At 60.4% G+C, this 13,967-nt stretch carries 13 protein-coding genes; 5 read left to right on the top strand and 8 right to left on the bottom strand.

The window, feature by feature from the left end; all coding sequences use genetic code 11:
- Positions 1-2 precede the first annotated feature (2 nt).
- A complete protein-coding gene (locus tag OKW98_RS07220) occupies positions 3-1,175 on the bottom strand; it encodes an efflux RND transporter periplasmic adaptor subunit (RefSeq protein ID WP_265388560.1) in 1,173 nt (390 codons plus the stop codon).
- A gap of 256 nt (positions 1,176-1,431) precedes the next feature.
- On the opposite strand from OKW98_RS07220, the gene OKW98_RS07225 reads away from it, so the two are divergent.
- Both OKW98_RS07225 and OKW98_RS07230 read left to right on the top strand, forming a co-directional pair.
- Entirely contained in the window at positions 1,432-2,076 is a 645-nt protein-coding gene (locus OKW98_RS07225) for a TetR family transcriptional regulator (protein WP_265389668.1), read from the top strand.
- Positions 2,077-2,265: 189 nt separating this feature from the next.
- Positions 2,266-3,126 carry a cache domain-containing protein gene (locus tag OKW98_RS07230; protein WP_265388561.1) on the top strand — a complete coding sequence of 287 codons (861 nt, stop codon included), beginning with the start codon at positions 2,266-2,268 and terminating at the stop codon, positions 3,124-3,126.
- A gap of 18 nt (positions 3,127-3,144) precedes the next feature.
- Here the strand turns inward: OKW98_RS07230 and OKW98_RS07235 are convergent, their stop codons facing one another.
- Complete coding sequence (locus tag OKW98_RS07235; protein ID WP_265388562.1) at positions 3,145-4,650, bottom strand: MDR family MFS transporter; 1,506 nt, start codon at positions 4,648-4,650, stop codon at positions 3,145-3,147.
- 460 nt (positions 4,651-5,110) lie between these two features.
- Complete coding sequence (locus OKW98_RS07240) at positions 5,111-5,998, bottom strand: LysR substrate-binding domain-containing protein (RefSeq protein WP_265388563.1); 888 nt, start codon at positions 5,996-5,998, stop codon at positions 5,111-5,113.
- A gap of 145 nt (positions 5,999-6,143) precedes the next feature.
- Between OKW98_RS07240 and OKW98_RS07245 the strand changes: the two genes are divergently transcribed.
- Entirely contained in the window at positions 6,144-7,775 is a 1,632-nt protein-coding gene (locus tag OKW98_RS07245) for a 5-guanidino-2-oxopentanoate decarboxylase (RefSeq protein ID WP_265388564.1), read from the top strand.
- A gap of 45 nt (positions 7,776-7,820) precedes the next feature.
- Here OKW98_RS07245 and OKW98_RS07250 read toward each other — a convergent pair whose 3' ends face one another.
- Positions 7,821-8,774: an AraC family transcriptional regulator gene (locus OKW98_RS07250; RefSeq protein WP_416148138.1), complete on the bottom strand. Its 954-nt coding sequence runs from the start codon at positions 8,772-8,774 to the stop codon at positions 7,821-7,823.
- Between the two features lie 382 nt (positions 8,775-9,156).
- On the opposite strand from OKW98_RS07250, the gene OKW98_RS07255 reads away from it, so the two are divergent.
- A complete protein-coding gene (locus tag OKW98_RS07255; protein WP_265388565.1) occupies positions 9,157-9,510 on the top strand; it encodes an antibiotic biosynthesis monooxygenase family protein in 354 nt (117 codons plus the stop codon).
- A 119-nt stretch (positions 9,511-9,629) separates the two neighbouring features.
- Positions 9,630-9,869, top strand: coding sequence for a hypothetical protein (locus tag OKW98_RS07260; RefSeq protein ID WP_265388566.1), 240 nt, complete (start codon positions 9,630-9,632; stop codon positions 9,867-9,869).
- Here OKW98_RS07260 and OKW98_RS07265 read toward each other — a convergent pair whose 3' ends face one another.
- From OKW98_RS07265 to OKW98_RS07280, 4 genes are all read right to left on the bottom strand, one after another.
- Complete coding sequence (locus OKW98_RS07265) at positions 9,870-10,493, bottom strand: flavin reductase family protein (protein ID WP_265388567.1); 624 nt, start codon at positions 10,491-10,493, stop codon at positions 9,870-9,872.
- 236 nt (positions 10,494-10,729) lie between these two features.
- Positions 10,730-11,053, bottom strand: a complete 324-nt coding sequence (locus OKW98_RS07270) for a hypothetical protein (RefSeq protein ID WP_265388568.1) — start codon at positions 11,051-11,053, stop codon at positions 10,730-10,732.
- 407 nt (positions 11,054-11,460) lie between these two features.
- Positions 11,461-11,925, bottom strand: a complete 465-nt coding sequence (locus tag OKW98_RS07275; protein ID WP_265388569.1) for a hypothetical protein — start codon at positions 11,923-11,925, stop codon at positions 11,461-11,463.
- Between the two features lie 248 nt (positions 11,926-12,173).
- A complete protein-coding gene (locus tag OKW98_RS07280) occupies positions 12,174-13,496 on the bottom strand; it encodes an MFS transporter (RefSeq protein ID WP_265388570.1) in 1,323 nt (440 codons plus the stop codon).
- Positions 13,497-13,967 lie beyond the last annotated feature (471 nt).

Genomic DNA, 13,967 nt, shown 5'->3' on the forward strand with positions numbered 1-13,967 from the left:
AGTTACTCCCCTTTGCTGCCTGCGGCTTTATCAGTTGCCGGGGCAGTTGCCGGGTTCGGTGCCGGGTTCGCTGCATTGACGTTGGTGGCTTCGGCCACTTTCACTTCAGCACCTGGCTTGACGTATTGCAGCCCTTCGGTAATCACGCGATCACCTGCGCTCAAGCCTTTTTCTACCAGCCAGTCGCTGCCGATAGTGCGGTTGGCAACCAGGGTGCGGGACTCGACCTTGTTATCGGCGTTCACCACCAGTGCGGTCGGTGTGCCTTTCAGGTCGCGGGTGATGCCCTGCTGTGGAACCAGGATCGCGTTCTCGGCCACGCCCGATTGCAGTCGTGCGTGCACGAACATGCCTGGCAGCAGGGTGTGGTCCGGGTTCTGGAACACCGCGCGCAGCGACACGGAACCGGTGGTCTGGTCGACCGACACTTCGGAGAACTCAAGCTTGCCTTCGATCGGGTAAAGACTGCCGTCTTCCAGCACTAGCTTGACCTTGGCGGAATTGTCGCCGGCTTTCTGCAGCTTGCCGCTTTCCAGCTCGCGACGCAGCTTGAGCATCTCGGCCGAAGACTGGATCACGTCGACGTAAATGGGGTCGAGCTGCTGAATGGTGGCCATTGCATCGGTCTGACCGTTACTCACCAGCGCACCTTCAGTCACGAGGGAGCGACCTATGCGGCCGGAAATCGGCGCGTAGACCTTGGTGTAACGCAGGTTGATTTCTGCAGTCTGCACCGCCGCCTTCGCTTCCCGAGCCGAACCTACCGCCGTGTCGTATTCCTGACGGCTGACCGCTTGCTCGTTGATCAGCTGCTTGTAGCGGCCAGCGAGCGAGTTGGAGGATTCGTAGGTCGCTTTGGCGCTGTCCAGGGTGGCCTGGTAGATCGCCGGATCGATCTGGTAGAGCTGCTGACCGGCTTTGACGTCTGCACCTTCGGTGAACAGGCGCTTGAGGATGATGCCGTTCACTTGCGGACGCACTTCGGCGATACGGAACGCGGTGGTCCGGCCGGGAAGTTCAGACGTCAGGGTGTAGGCCTGGGTTTTCAGAGTGACGACGCCGACCTGAGGAGGCGGTGGTGCTGGGGCCGCTTCTTCCTTCTTACTGCATCCGGAGAGCAGCGATGCCAGGGCGACGGCAGTGACCAGTACGGTAACAGCTGGCTTGAATTGCATGAAGATCCTCGGGTCAGGAGCCTGAACTCATGGGTAGTGGAAAGGGGGCGGGAACGTATTCCAGCTGGATAAGTAGGATGCTAATGAATATACTTACATTCACGGCTGTTTGTAAACACCCATGAGTGCGACACTCCAACGCACCGAGGGCATCGATTGTAGATCCGGGACAAGGCATTACAAAGGCCGCCCGACGTGCTGTGCAGGCCACTCGACCAGAGCGCCTGAGGCATTTTTCACTGAGGTTTTTACTGCCATGGTCCGACGCACGAAAGAAGAAGCTCAGGAAACGCGCAAGCAGATCCTCGAAGCTGCCGAACAGGCTTTCTACGATCGAGGGGTTTCCCGCACGACGCTTGCCGACATTGCGGCCTTGGCGGGCGTGACCCGCGGCGCGATCTATTGGCATTTCAGCAATAAGGCCGACCTGGTTCAGGCGATGCTCGACAGCCTGCATGAGCCCCTTGAAGAAATGGCGAGGGCGAGCGAAAGCGAAGATGAAGTGGATCCGCTGGGATGGATGCGCAAGCTTCTCACTCATTTGTTTCAACAAGTTGCCAGCGACCCTAAAACCCGCCGCATCAATGAAATTCTGTTTCATAAATTCGAATTTACCGACGAAATGTGTGACATGCGGCAACAGCGCCAATTCGTCTGGCTCGATGCCAACGAGCGCATTGCACTGGCGCTCGGTAATGCTTCCCGCCAAGGTCAGCTCCCCGCTGACCTGAATCCCCAACGCGCCGCGATCTGCCTGCACGCTTATATCCACGGCATCATCGGCCAGTGGCTGCTGGTGCCGGAAAGCTTCTCGCTGCAAGACGATTCGGAGCGTCTGGTCGATGGCATTCTCGACATGCTCCGCTTCAGCCCGGCGTTGCGCGATAACGCGGCAAACTGAATGGCGCTTGGCCTGTATCTATACCGCGCCTGACCTTCGCTGAACAGGCGGTTTACCTTCGATTTACTCAGCGAACCCGGTGATTCAGCGCTCATTCAGGCTTGGGTACCCATTGAAGTGCCGAATGCTGCCTTATTGCAATCTTGCGTCTACGCTCCCCCCATAACCAATAAGAGTGGGGGCGAAGCCATGGCAGTCGTGTCAAAAAACGCATGCAGAAAACTCCTCGTGGTTGCGCTCGCCGCCCTTTGCATCGGGCAAGGCTGGGCAGCAGGCGACGAGGCCCAGGAGGCGGCAGGGGCCAAGGCGTTACTGGAAAAAGCCGTGGCGCGTTACCGTGCTCAAGGGGACAAGGCGCTGGCCGAGTTCAGCCGTCAGGGCGAGTTTGTCGATGGCGAGCGTTATGTCTTTGTCACTGACACCAAGGGGATCATGCTCGCCAGTGGCGGGCCGTCGGTAGCGTTGATCGGCCGTGACATCTCGTCGGTGCTCGATCCGGAGCTGCAAAAAAACTTCAAACAGGTGCTGCAAACCCCTGAGAGCGCCGGCGTTCAGCAGGCCGAATATCGCTGGCAGAACTGGCGGGACGGCAAGGTCGAGCGTAAGCGCGTGTATTTTCAGCGCATCGGCGATCGGGTTCTGGCCGTCGGCTACTACTTGCCCCGCGCTTCGCCGGAGCAGGCGAGGACGTTGCTCGACAAGGCGTCCAGGGCGCTGGAACAGGATAAGGACGGCACACTCCGCGCGATCAATGACCTCAAGGGCGGATTTCTGCAAGATGATCTGTACGTCTTCGTGGTGAACGTCGACACCAAACGCTATCTGGCCCACGGCACCAACCTGCGGCTGGTGAATACTGACTTCAGCAAGGTCAAGGACCCGGAAGGCAAGCCGGTCGGCATTCCGATGCTTGAGCTCATCAAGAAACAGTCCGAAGGCGAATACGAATACCGCTGGCGCAACCCGGTCACCAGCAAGATCGAACACAAGCACGCATATGTGCGCAAGGTCGGTGAACTGTTGGTGGCGGTGGGTTATTACAGCGGCTGATCGCCCTGACAGGTCCGTTTACCGGTCCTTGTCGTCTCGCCCGCGCAGCAGGTTATTCGGCATCGCCAGCGCGGCCGACAGCCCCAGCAGCGAGACCGCCGCGCTGCCCATCAACAGGTGCTGAAAGGTCATCGACAGTTGCCCGCGCAGCATTTCAAGTGCGGGGCCGCTGGCGGCGTGCAGGCTGTCCATCAGCAAATTGCCCGAACCTTCGCCCGCCGCTGAGCTGCCTCCGACCTGGGCAATGCCGGAACCGGCGAGCATTGCCAGCAGCAGTGCCGACATCGTCGCTACACCGACCGCGCCGCCCAGTGAACGAAACAGATTGGTCGTGCTGGTCGCCACGCCCATGTCTTTGACCTCCACCGAGTTCTGCGTGCCCACCAGCGAGGTCGGAAACTGCATGCCGCTGGCGATGCCGGTGAGGACCATGAACAGGCTCGTCAGAAGGGCCGACTGCGGCGGCGTGAAGGCGATGCCAAGGATCGCCAGCGGCATCAAGGCTGCGCCGGTGAGGATGATCGGTTTGTAGCGGCCCGTCAGTGAAGTGCGACGGCCGCCGAAGTACGCGCCCATGGGCATGCCGATGGCCAGTGGCATCAGGTGCAACGCCGCGCTGTCGGCCCCTGCGCCGGTGACGGTCTGAAAACGCAGCGGCAGCAGCACGATCAGCGAGATGGCCTGAAAGCTGGTGAAGAAAATCGTGCACCAGCAGAGCACGGCACTGCGGTTGGCGAACAGGTGCATCGGCAGCAAAGGCTCGCGGGTGCGCCGCTCATACAGCACAAAAATCAGCAGTGCGAGCAACGCCACCGACAGTTGCAGGACCACCGACTCGTCGCGCCAACTGTGGCCCTGCCCGATTTCGGTGATGCCCAGCAGCAGGGCGGTCAGGCCGATGATCATCAATACCGTGCCCAAATAGTCGATCACCGGTTTGCGCTGGGGAATCGGCAGGCCGACCAGCGTCTTGCGCGCCACCCACCATGCTGCCAGTCCCAGTGGCAGATTGATGATGAACACCCAGCGCCACGACAGGTACTCGGTCATGAAGCCGCCAAGCACAGGGCCGGCCACGCTGGCCGCGGCGTACATCCCGCTGAAGTAACCCTGATAACGACCGCGTTCCCGGGGCGGGACGATGTCACCGATGATCGCCTGGCTCACGGAAACCATGCCGCCGGCGCCGATGCCTTGCAGCACCCGCGCCAGCACCAGTTGTTCCATGCTCTGGGCCATGGCGCAAAACAGCGAGGCGAGGGTAAAGGTCGCCAGCCCGAACAGCATCAAGCGGCGCCGGCCGTACAAATCCCCGAGCTTTCCGTAAATCGGCACCGCCACGGTCAGCGCGACCATGTAGGCGGAGATCACCCAGGCGAGCAGGTCGAAATCCTGGAACTGAGCGGAGATGGCCGGCATCGAGACCGCGACAATGGTCTGGTCCAACGCGCTGAGGAAGACGGCCATCATCAGCGCAAACAGAATGCTGCGGATGTCCGGACGGGGTTGATTAAGGCTCGTCACAGAAGGGACTCGACTGGCAGATTGACCCGCTGAAGACACGCAGGAATTTGCGCCAAGTCTAGTCCGTTAGCTTGCTAATCGATAGCAGGCTGTGGGGATTTTTGCAGTACGTTGACCCGCGTTAGTTCGACCGGCGTCTGCTGTCAACGAAGGGCACTGAACGTTGCATCAGTGGGCATGCAATGCCCCATCGTGCACACCACCGCCATGCGTGGCGTCTGCCTCATTTGTTCGATTCGGTAAGCACCAGCGGCATACAGGCTCAACACGGCAGCAACGGCGACAACATAAACGCACTGTCTTTTTATTGTGGTTCTCATGACATTTGCCTCGATCCGGTAGGACATCTGTTTCAGAGCGGACACTGTCAGTGTAGGTCGCTATTGGCGTGCGAGCCGGGCGATGGGGATTGAATGTTTGTATCAGTCGGGCCTTTGGGGAAGAGCCGGCATTGCGCCGCTCAGCCCATGCGCCGCTCAGCCGCCTGCAGCGACAGCCAGTCCAGCAGATCCTGAAGGGGAGCATTCATTTCGGCGCGCTTGGGACGCACGAAGTAATACGCCGCGCCGGTCCTGACTTTCAGCTCGAACGGCCTCACCAGACGCCCGGCGCTCAGGTCTTCACCGATCAGCGACCAGTCGCCAATGGCAACCCCCGACCCTTGTGATGCAACGGTCATCGCCAGGTCCATCGTGTCGAAGTGCTGCCCCTGCTCGACATTGCTCAGCTTCCCACCGGCGGCCTTCAGCCACAGCGTCCAGTCACGCTCGTCGAGGGTGGGGTGCAGGAGCATGTGCCGCTTCAGATCGGCGAGGCGGGAGAGGGGATTACTCGACAGCAGCGACGGCGAGCATACGGGCGTCAGTTGTTCATCAAACAGGTGCTGCACGTGGGTGGCGTCACCCGGGTGCGCGCCAAACACGACGGCGGCGTCGAAATCCTCCCGCCGAAAATCCACCCTGTGTGCGCTTGTCGTGGTCAGTTGCACCGGCACGTCAGGCCGTTCTTTTTGCCACTGCATCAGGCGCGGCAACAACCAGCGGCTGATGCAGGTCGGCGCCTTGATCTGCAGCGCTCTTTGTCTGGCATCGACCTGATCCACCGCTTCCTCTATCAGGCTGAACACTTGTTCGATGCGCGGCAGCAGTTCACGGCCCTGGACTGTCAGGCTCAAGCCCCTGGCCTGACGATGGAACAGCCGGTAGCCCAGATGAGCTTCCAGGCCTGCGATCTGCCGGCTGACCGCGCCCTGGGTGATGTGCAGCACCTCGGCGGCTCGGGTGAAATTGCAGCACTTCGCTGTGATCAGGAAGGTGTGCAAAGCGGGCAGGGGCGGAAGGCGTTTCATCGGCAAGCAAGCCATGAGCTGAAGACATGGCTAAGCATGACATTTTATGCGTTGTGGTCGATACGGTTGCGCGGCTCCAATGGTCGCCTACTGAGCCTGGCAAATTGCGGGCGTCGTCGGGCAAGACTTACAAAGGGGCAGACACATGGCGACGTGCGGGGAAGTGCTGGTCAGGTTGCTGGAAGGTTACGGCGTCGAGCGGGTGTTCGGGATTCCGGGCGTGCACACGGTCGAGCTTTACCGAGGGCTGGCGGGGTCGTCGATCCAGCACATCACCCCGCGTCATGAGCAGGGCGCAGGCTTCATGGCCGACGGTTATGCGCGCACCCGTGGCAAGCCTGGCGTGTGCTTCATCATCACCGGTCCCGGCATGACCAACATCACTACGGCGATGGGTCAGGCCTATGGGGACTCGATCCCGATGCTGGTGATCTCCAGCGTGCAGGCGCGCAGCCAATTGGGCGGCGGTCGCGGCAAGCTGCATGAGTTGCCGTCGCAGAGCGCGCTGGTCGCGGGCGTCGCGGCGTTCTCCCACACGCTGATGTCAGCGGCTGAATTGCCGTCGGTGCTGGCCCGGGCGTTTGCGGTGTTTCAAGCGGCGCGCCCCCGCCCCGTGCATATCGAGATCCCGCTGGACGTGCTGGTGGAAAATGCCGACGCCCTGCTGCACAACCAACCGGTATCGGTGACCCGCGCGGGACCGGCGCCCTCAGCGATCAGGCAGATGGCACATCTGTTGGCGACGGCGCAACGGCCGTTGATTCTCGCGGGAGGCGGCGCCATTGACGCCGCTCCGGCGTTGACGCGTCTGGCCGAACGGCTCGGCGCGCCGGTCGCGCTGACCATCAACGCCAAAGGCATGCTGCCGCGCGCTCACCCGCTGCTGATCGGCTCGACGCAGTCCCTCGATGCCACCCGTGAGGTCATCGAAAACGCTGACGTGGTGCTGGCCATCGGCACTGAACTGGCCGAGACCGATTACGACATCACCTTTCAGGGCCACTTCAAGATTCCGGGTACGTTACTGCGCATCGACATCGACCCCGATCAGACCGTGCGCAACTTTGCGCCGACGGTCGGGCTGGTGTCAGACGCTCAGTCCGCCGCCGAGGCCTTGGTGGATGCGTTGGCCGGCGAAGTGCTGGCGCCACGCAGCGAGGATTGGGGCGCTGCGCGGGTTGCCGCGCTGAAGGCGAGTCTTGAGGCCGGTTGGGACGAGCCCACCCGCGCGCAGACGCTGTTTTTGCAGACGGTGCTGGAAGTGCTGCCGGAGGCGGTGATCGTGGGCGACTCGACCCAGCCCGTCTACACCGGCAACCTGACCCTGGACCTCGACAAGCCCCGGCGCTGGTTCAACTCCTCCACCGGTTACGGAACCCTCGGCTACGCATTGCCCGCTGCTGTGGGTGCTTGGCTCGGCAGTCGCGACGCCGGGGAGTCCAATCCAGTCGTGTGCCTGATCGGTGACGGCGGTCTGCAATTCACCTTGTCCGAGCTGGCGAGTGCAGTGGAAGCGCGCACGCCCATCGTCGTGCTGCTGTGGAATAACCAGGGTTACGAAGAGATCAAAAAGTACATGGTCAACCGCGCCATCGAGCCGGTTGGCGTGGACATTTACACGCCTGATTTCATCGGTGTGGCCCAAGCACTGGGATACGCTGCGGAGGCGGTTTCGAGCGTTGAGCACCTGAAGGCGGCACTGAACTCAGCCAGCCAACGTGACGGCCCGACGTTGATCGAGATCGACCAGAATCGCTGGATGAACAGCTGCGTCTGACGTTTCATTTGTGCTAACCGAGACGACTGACTCGCCGTCTGATCATCAAACCGTGCTGCGCAGGCGTGCCAGGTCCCGCAGCGGTGGCGCGCCGAACAGGCGGCTGTATTCGCGGCTGAACTGCGAAGCGCTTTCGTAGCCGACCCGGTAACCGGCGGCCGATGCTTCCAGGCCGTCCGCCAGCATCAACCGCCGGGCCTCCTGCAGGCGCAGTTGCTTCTGGTATTGCAGCGGGCTCATGGCGGTGACGGACTTGAAACGGTGGTGCAGCGTCGAGACACTCAGGTTCACCTCCTTCGCCAGATCTTCAATCCGCAGCGGCTCCTGGAAATGCTCGTTGAGCCATTTGATCGCCTGGGTCACACGATGTGTCTGGCAGTTGGAGATGGCGATTTCATACAGTCGATGCCCTTCACTCCCACGCAGCAGTCGGTAAAGAATCTCCCGATTGATCAGCGGCGCGAGCATGGGTATGTCCTTCGGCGTGTCCAGCAAACGGATCAGGCGGATGACGGCATCGAGCAACTGTGAGTCGATCCGCTCGACGTACATGCCACGCCCGCTGTGACGCGTCGGCACGCTCATCGGACCGGCCTCGGCGATCAGCGCGTTGATTTCCACCGGATCGATTTCCAGGCGCAGGGCGAGATGCGGCTCTTCCGGCGTCGCGTAAATGACCTTGCCGCTGATGGGCAGCGCCACCGAAAGCACCAGGTAGTTCAGCGGGTCGTAGGTATACAGCTCGCCGCCCAGCGTCACGTCCTTGCGGCCCTGGGCCATGATGCACAGCGCCGGTTGCACCAAGCCCGGCACCGATTGCGACGGACGATCGTGGCGAACCATGAACAACGGCTTGATCACCGTCTGGAAACTGCCATCGGCGGGGGCATGCCGGCGGATCAGTTCTGCCAGCTCGGCGCGCTGTTGCGTCATCTGCGCGCTCAACTCGGCAACAGGTCGAGCATCCGGGGCGGGCGGCGCAAGGGCAGACAGCGACATGGGGAGTTCCTCTGACAGGGCGTTGATGCAGCACAGCTTATTTTTGGGCAAGCGCCAGCGTTAGGCGAATCCTGCCGAATGCTTGCCTGATTCTGTTACCGATGTGTTGCGTTGCCATGAACGGGCCCTGTTCGCTTGGGATCGTTGCTCGAAAGTCCATGGGCATCACGCGGCGCAGCGGGGCGGCCGACTGTCACTATGAACCGGTGAGCATGAACCTGTCAGCGCAGAATCAGGCAATAACCGGGCAGTAATTGGCTACCGCAGGGTGTGCGCCAACCCCTAACCTTCACTTCCAGCCGGAGCCTGTTTCATGGATATCCAAACCCGGAGCACGGCGCCCACGCAAAAGACAAGCACGTAAAGAGAAGGAGCGCAGAGCATGCTAAATACTTCAGTCGTGAGCCATTGGGTCTCCGTCCGCGCCCGCCCCGGACACAGTGCGCAACTGGGCGCCCGCTTGAGCAGCCTGATCAGTCCGTCCGCTGCCGCGTCGGGTTGTCTGCACTTCGCGCTGCAGAAATCCCTGATCGACGAAGACCTTTGGGTCATCACCGGCTCTTGGGCCGACCCCTCCGCGATGAACGACTGGTTCGCCGCGCCTGAGCTCAACCTGTTTTCCGAACTGGTGACCGAGTTGCTGGTGGCGAGCCTGGACTTTCAGACCTTCGCCACGGTGACGGCGGCTCAGGCACAGACGGCTCCTGTCGCTGTGGAGGCTCGCCTGGCGGGGTGATCGGTTATGCGCTGTTGCTTAAGAGCGCAGCCGACAACGCCTGCGAAGAAAACCTTTCAAGTGTTCGAACGCCTGTGTTTAAAATCCCGCCTTCATTTTTCCAGGCAAGGCGTCGGACCATGGCACGCAAAGAATTCCAGCATCACGAAGCCGTTTCGGCGGCAGTCCCGGGTGACGACGGCTACAGCGCTGCCATCGCCGTCAAGGCGCGGGTCATGGGCGGTGCTCCGACCTTTCACCGCGTGCTCGCCGAGCAGAAATTCCCCACCGCGCTCGCCGCTGACGACGCCGCCGTAACAGAGCTGGAGCGTCTCGCCGACGTCACGCAAGAGGGCGAACTGGTATTTGCCCAGGATTGATCAGACTTTCGGCCGGTACATCTTGAACAGCGACTCTGCGCTCAGCTGGAAATAGTCAGCCGGGCCGCCGCCGCGCAGGATGGGCTCGCCGGCTGCGGTGTCATACACACCTTCCTTCAGCAGCCGCTTGGCAATATGCACTGCCACCACTTCCCCCAGAATCAGCCAGCTCGGCACGACTTCCTTATCGGCGCGTTGCAGCTGGATGATCTGCGTCACTTTGCATTCGAACGAAACCGGCGTCTCTTTGACCCTCGGCACGGAAACGATGCGCGACGGTTCTGCCGTCAGGCCGGCCAGATCGAACTCACTCACGTCCGCCGGCACTGCCGCGCAACTCATGTTCATCTGCTCGGCCAGGCTGCGCGTGGCGAGGTTCCAGACGAACTCGCCGGTCTGCTCGATGTTGTTCAGGCTGTCTTTGCGACCGACGCTGCAGAACCCGATGATCGGCGGCACATAGTTGAAGGCGTTGAAAAAGCTGTAGGGCGCCAGGTTCAGCTTGCCCTCTGCGTCCTGAGACGAGATCCAGCCGATCGGGCGTGGACCTACGATAGCGTTGAACGGGTCGTGGGGCAGTCCATGACCTTTGGACGGTTCGTAGAAATGAATATCGTCTGACATGGTGTGTTCCTGAATGAGGGTGTGCCGGCGAGGCGGCCACGGTGTGCGCGTGCGCGGGATGCAGGCCGACATAGTGCAAGGCATTGAATGAGGATTCCAGCGACCTCCGAACCCCGGGCAAAAAAAAGCCCGACAAGCGTCGGGCTACAAAGGGAGTTCAGGAGGTGGAACATGAAGCGGTCAAAACTTGAAGCAGTAACTTGAAGCAGTAAAACGGATCGCTGGCAACGCTTAGCTTAGCTGACGCGGTTGGCACCGACGCGGTCAGCGCCGTCAGCGGCCAGGCGGTTTGCACCGATGTGGTCAGCGCCATCAGCAGCCTGGCGGTTATTACCTACGCGGTCAGCGCCGTCGGCGGCGAGGCGATTGGCGCCAATGTGATCAGACCCATCGGAAGCCTGACGATAAGAACCGGTGTGCGAAGCATTGGTGTGAGAAGAACCGCCTTCTGCTACGACAGTGCCGTTAAATGCAGAGTGCTGATCGGAAACAGGCAGAGCGAATGCGCTCGATGCCAGAATGGAAAGACTAATACCAAAAATAATGTTCGACGTTTTCATGAGTGTTGCTCCAGTAAGTTCAATAATGTTTTCAACTTGGGTATGGAGCCAATCTTACGCGCGTGCAGATTAAGTTGAAGTTAACGCTGTTGCTATCGACCATCGCTAAAAATGATAGTGGGCTGGAGTGCCCGGTTTTAAAGCGTTGCAGAGCGATTTGCGCTGGAGTGGGGCAATTTGCGCCGGCGATGGCGAATTTGCTTGTTGACTCGGAAATGATTTGTTGCTAGCGCGTTTGGGGAAGGGAAGGGTGGTTGGGCAGACAGTGAGTAGGTTCGAGGTGAGTGCGCCGGCTTCGTTGCTGGATAAATTCGCCATGCGCCCAGTCAAACCAAGGGTTTCAGGGTTTGTAGTGCAGAAAAATTAAGCCCGGCATAAAGCCGGGCTGAGAGAACGTCATGGGTGTATCAGCTCAGGCGATTTGCACCAACATGGTCCGACCCATCAGCTGCAAGACGATTGGCGCCTACATGGTCTGAGCCGTCAGCGGCTTGGCGATTGGCACCTACGCGGTCAGCGCCGTCAGCAGCAAGACGATTGGCACCTACGTGGTCCGAGCCATCAGCGGCCTGGCGATTGGCACCGACGCGGTCAGCACCGTCAGCAGCAAGGCGATTGGCACCTACGTGGTCGGAGCCGTCAGCGGCCTGGCGGTTGGCACCGACGCGGTCAGCACCGTCAGCAGCAAGGCGGTTTGCGCCTATGTGGTCAGAACCATCAGCAGCGACGCGACCGATGTTAGTGTGGGACGAGCCGTTTTCTGCAACGACTGCAGCATTAACTGCGGGGTGCGCATCAACAGCGGGAAGTGCAAAGGCGCTGCTGGCAAGAAGGGAAAAAGCGAGGCCGAAGATCAGTTTGTTAGTTTTCATGGTAGTTGCTCCAGATCGATTTAATTAGTGGGTAACTCGGTATGGAGTGAACTTTACTCGCCTCAAAATTATTAAGAAGTCAATCGCATTAGTAGCGGTCATCGCTGAAATTGATACTACGAAAAGTGATCGTTATTCATGCACTTAGCGGGGCATGCAAACGCAAAAGGGCAGCTCAGGTGAGTGAGCTGCCCTTGATTTCCTGCCTTGAAGCGATGGTCGAAGCTGCTCGCCAGCCCCGTTTCAGGTCAGTCAGTCTCGATCCGCGAGTGCTTGCGGGTGTCCTTCATGAACACATAAACCACCAGTGACACCGCTATGCAGGCGGTGACATACCAGTAGTAACCGGTCTCCATGCCAATGCTCTTGAACCACAGCGCGATGTATTCAGCCGTGCCGCCGAAGATCGACACCGTCAATGCATACGGCAGGCCGACGCCCAAGGCGCGGATCTCGGTCGGGAAGAGTTCGGCTTTCACCACGGCGTTGATCGATGTGTAGCCGCTGACGATGATCAGCGCGGCCATGATCAGGAAGAAAGCGCCCCACCAGCTTTGGATGGTGTGCAGGGTGGTGAGGATCGGCACGGTACACAAGGTGCCCAGCACGCCGAAGGCAATCAGGATCGGGCGGCGGCCAATCTTGTCAGACAGCGCGCCGACCACCGGTTGCAGCAGCATGAACAGGAACAACGTGGCGGCAGAAATCGTCGTCGAATCGGTGATGCTCATGCCCACCGTGTTCACCAGGTACTTCTGCATGTAGGTCGTGTAAGTGTAGAAGGCCAGCGTGCCGCCCATGGTCAGGCCGACGACGGTCATCAGCTCTTTCGGGTGGCGCATCAGTGTGCGCATCAGGCTTTCTTTGGGTTTGTCTTTCTTGCGGGTGAAGGACTCGGTTTCTTCCATCCCGCGACGCAGGAACAACGCCACTACCGCACACAACGCGCCAATGGCAAACGGGATGCGCCAGCCCCACGTTTGCAGCTGTTCAGTGGTCAGTGTCTGTTGCAGGACGATCAGCACCGCCAGCGCGATGAGCTGGCCGGAGATCAGCGTCACATACTGAAAGCTTGAGAAGAAGCCACGGCGTTCTTTGGTCGCCATCTCGCTGAGGTACGTCGCCGAAGTGCCGTACTCGCCACCCACCGACAGGCCCTGCAGCAGGCGGGCGAACACCAGCATGATCGGCGCGCCCACGCCGATGGTTTCATAACCGGGGGTAAGGGCGATGATCAGCGAGCCGAAACACATCAGCAGTACCGACGCCATCAGCGCGGCCTTGCGGCCCTTGCGGTCCGCGTAGAGCCCCATGAGCCAGCCGCCGATGGGGCGCATCAGAAAGCCCACGGCGAAGATCGCGGCGGTGTTGAGCAATTGGGCGGTGGTGTCGCCCTTGGGGAAGAAGACTTTGGCGAAGTAGAGGGAGAAGGCGGCGTAGACGTACCAGTCGTACCACTCGACCATGTTACCGACCGAACCGCTGAAAATGGATTTCAGGCGACTTCCGGTGGTTTTTTCGGCGGCTGGCGTGGCAGCCGCTCCGTGGGAGGCAGAATTGGGGATGGCCATGGGATTTCCTGCAAGTCATTGTTGTTAGAAGGAACGCATCGAGGCGGTCTGACGACAGTGATAGCAGGAGCTGTGCCAAAGGCTGAAAGCCCCGGTTTAGAAGGGTTGGCGTGGTGAGAATGAGGGGAAATCCGCTTGTTGTCTGAAACCTATGAGCGAAAATCCGCTTATTCCCATATCTGAAAATACCGAGCTCTGTTCCCGGCTAAAGCCGGTCCTACAGAAACACCGCGTACCTTAGTGGGACCGGCTTTAGCCGGGAATGCGCCGGGCGGCACGCCGAAGAGCAATTGACGTGCCCCATATCTGAATGTAGGAGCGCGCTTGCCCGCGAAGGTGTAGGCACGGACGACCAGTATGCGTTGGATGTACCGGCCTCTTCGCGGGCAAGCGCGCTCCTACACTGATCAGCGGCAGATGAATTCTCGTGGCGTACACACTGACCTCTTCCCGGCTGAAGCCGGTCCTACA

The sequence above is a fragment of the Pseudomonas sp. KU26590 genome, assembly GCF_026153515.1.
Lineage (GTDB): Bacteria > Pseudomonadota > Gammaproteobacteria > Pseudomonadales > Pseudomonadaceae > Aquipseudomonas.